This is a genomic window from uncultured Paraglaciecola sp., assembly GCF_913058035.1.
Lineage (GTDB): Bacteria > Pseudomonadota > Gammaproteobacteria > Enterobacterales > Alteromonadaceae > Paraglaciecola.
In genome coordinates this window covers 1-2,972 of record NZ_CAJXPA010000317.1, presented here as the reverse complement: position 1 = coordinate 2,972, position 2,972 = coordinate 1, and the positions used below count along the sequence as shown (strand labels likewise).

The 2,972-nt window shown below is 39.0% G+C and carries 2 protein-coding genes; both read right to left on the bottom strand.

Going from position 1 to position 2,972, the window contains the following annotated elements:
• Positions 1-12: 12 nt before the first annotated feature.
• On the bottom strand, positions 13-171 hold the full coding sequence (locus tag QZ562_RS20760) for a hypothetical protein (RefSeq protein ID WP_293764573.1): 159 nt from the start codon (positions 169-171) through the stop codon (positions 13-15).
• Positions 172-567: 396 nt separating this feature from the next.
• On the bottom strand, positions 568-2,972 hold a 2,405-nt coding region (locus tag QZ562_RS20755; RefSeq protein WP_293764571.1), incomplete at its 5' end, for an EAL domain-containing protein.

Here is a 2,972-nt window from a genome sequence, read left to right as displayed (position 1 = left end):
ATTACCAACTGCCTACCAATTTCTGCCATTTTTCACGCCGTTTTTACTCGTATCTGCAGTTGTTGTAGTCGCAGTCTGATTTTTAACAGGTGCTTGTACAGTTTCTTCAGACTTAAGGGCCACCGGAGTTGCTGTGGCTAATACTAGTGCTACTGCATAAGATTTTAACATCGTTGATATCCTCGTTAATTTATTGACGTTTTTTGCCGACATTATTTTGTCGGTCAACAATATCAATGCGAGAAATATGCCAAGATTATAAAGTAAAGTATATTTACCGCTAAGTATATAAAGTGAGTTAGTGCTTCGTGTAGTTAAATAACTTGTATGCAATATATGGCAGGGGTTAACAAATAATGAGTTAAAATGAACAATTAGATTTTAGTTGAGTGTTTTAGGTTTTCTTTGAGTCAACTTTCAAATTTGACGGCAATTAATGGTTTATTTCATAGGCTGGGCTGCAACATTATGCCTTTAAAGTGTCGATAATTTGACACCTTAAATAAACGAGTCACTCTTCTTGCGAAGAAAAGGCCGTTCTCTATTATGATATGAGTCAAGATAAATCTATATGCTAGAGCTTTGGATGACTTTTTGCAGTTGGTAATTTTCTTTGAGTAGCCGTTCAAATCTGACCGCGTTTAACGGTTTACTGTAAAGGTAGCCCTGCAACATTTCACATTTATAACGTCGCAAAATTGATAGTTGACTTTCATTTTCCACCCCTTCAGCTACCACTTTTAAGCCAAGATTATGAGCAATAGTAATAATGGCTTCTGCCATATGTCTGTCTTCTGTGCTAGTGGCTATGTCGTCTATAAAGGCTTTATCAATTTTTAAAGTATTGATAGGAAAACGTTTTAAATATGCAAGTGATGAATAACCTGTGCCAAAGTCATCCAGTGCTAAGTGGATACCACGCTCACGCAAGCGCTGCATCATTCTGAGAGCATTTTCAGGGCTTTGCATTAAGGTGCCTTCGGTTATTTCACATTCTAAATGCAAGGCAGACAAGCCTGTTTTTTGGAGAATACTCATTATACGTTCATCTAAGTCTGGGATTTCAAACTGTCTGGCAGAAATATTGACAGCAACTCGCCCAGTAAACAGACCTGCGTCAACCCAGCGTTTAGTGTCTTCACAAGCTTTTCTGAGAACGACTTCACCAATTTCAATAATTTGCCCAGTTTTTTCGGCTAAAGGAATAAATTGCGCAGGACTAACTAAACCTTTTTCGGGATGCTCGTAACGCACTAAAGCTTCCATACTGACTAACTTGCCGCTAGCGATGTCAACTTTAGGTTGATAAAAAACAGTAAATAAATCTTCTTTTAATCCATGTCTTATCAGGTTTTCTATTTGTAACTGACGCACCGCGTTTTGGTTCATTTCACCGCTGAAGAATTGGTACTTATTACCTCCGGCATTTTTGGCGAAATACATCGCTGTGTCGGCATTTTTTAACAGTTCTTGAGGGGTTCTGCCATCTTCCGGATAGAAGGCAATACCTAAACTTGCACCCAGAACAAATTCTTGTTTGTTAATAATAAAAGGTCTTGCCATGCTGTCTAATATGGTTTGTGCAAAGTGAGTGATGTGGTGAATATCTGTGGAGTTGTCAATCAATATACTGAACTCATCACCACCTAATCGGTAACATGTGGCTTTCGTTCCGGCCATTTTTTGTAGCCGCTTAGCAATTTGTTTGATTAATATATCGCCTGTTTGGTGGCCCAAAGAATCGTTGATCTTCTTGAAATTATCCATATCCAAACATATGAGTGCATGTTGTGTATCCCTGCGCACAATATTATTATGACTTGCTTGAAAGAATGACCTGTTAGGTAAATCTGTCAAGGGATCAGTATTCGATAATTTAAGCAGCTCTTTTTCTGTGACTTTACGAGATGTGATGTCTGAGAAGACCCCCACATAATGGCTGATTTTGCCATCTTCATCAGTAATGGCATCGATGTTTAAATCCATTTCATATTTTTCTCCTGCTCCACGGCGGGACTCTACTTCACCAGACCAATTACCTTTTTGTTGCAAGGATTTTTTGACCTCTTCGGTGAACGCACCGGGATATTGATGAAACGTTAGAAAACTGGCCAAGGCTTGTTCGCGGGTTTCGCCCGTGTATTTACAATAAGAATTGTTTACTGAGATAAATTTAAAACTAGTGTCGGTAATAAAAACACCATCTGATATCGTTTCAATAGAACGCTTAAATAATTTAAGCTGCTCCTCAGCCTCTTTTAAATGGCTAATGTTTTTTAGTGTGCCTGTCATTCTTTGTGGTTGATGATTGTTATCTCTGGCGACCACTTTTCCTCGGTCTAATACCCATAACCATTCGCCTTTGTACGTTCTAGCCCGATAAGTTATTTCGTAGTGTTCAGTTTTTTCGCTTAAATGCTCATTTAGAGACTGTTGCACGCGTTGAATATCGTTAGGATGGATATTGGCCTCGTAGGAGCTGTTCACTCTAATATCATCCTGAGGAAAATCTAAAGTACCCCACGTGTTGGAACGAAATACTTGTCCGAGGTAAATATCCCAATCCCAGAGTTCGTCACCGCTGCTCCAAAGGGTCAACTTCAATCGCTCTTCATTTTCAAGTATGGATCGACGTATTGCATTTCTTGAGCGAACTTGCTTAAACCAATAAAGTAAAGTCAGAACGCTCAATATTACATACAAAATTATAGCGTTTTGTTCTAGCCAGAATGGGGGTGCGATGTTGATTTGCAGTAATTTTGGCTCAGACCAAGGGCCTAAGGGATTTTTACTTTGAACAACAAATTCATAACTGCCGAAGTCTAAGTATGAAAACTGAGCACGCCTCAAGGACTCCGCATCGGTTTCTATCCATTTGTCTGATAAACCTAACAACCTATAGCGATAATTCACTGCTTCGGGATTAACGGAGTTCATTTGTACGAACTTAATGCTCAACATTGTAGATTCAT

Bases quoted from the DNA above. Each gene is read 5' to 3' on its own strand.
- QZ562_RS20760 (WP_293764573.1), bottom strand. From the start codon at position 171: ATGTTAAAATCTTATGCAGTAGCACTAGTATTAGCCACAGCAACTCCG.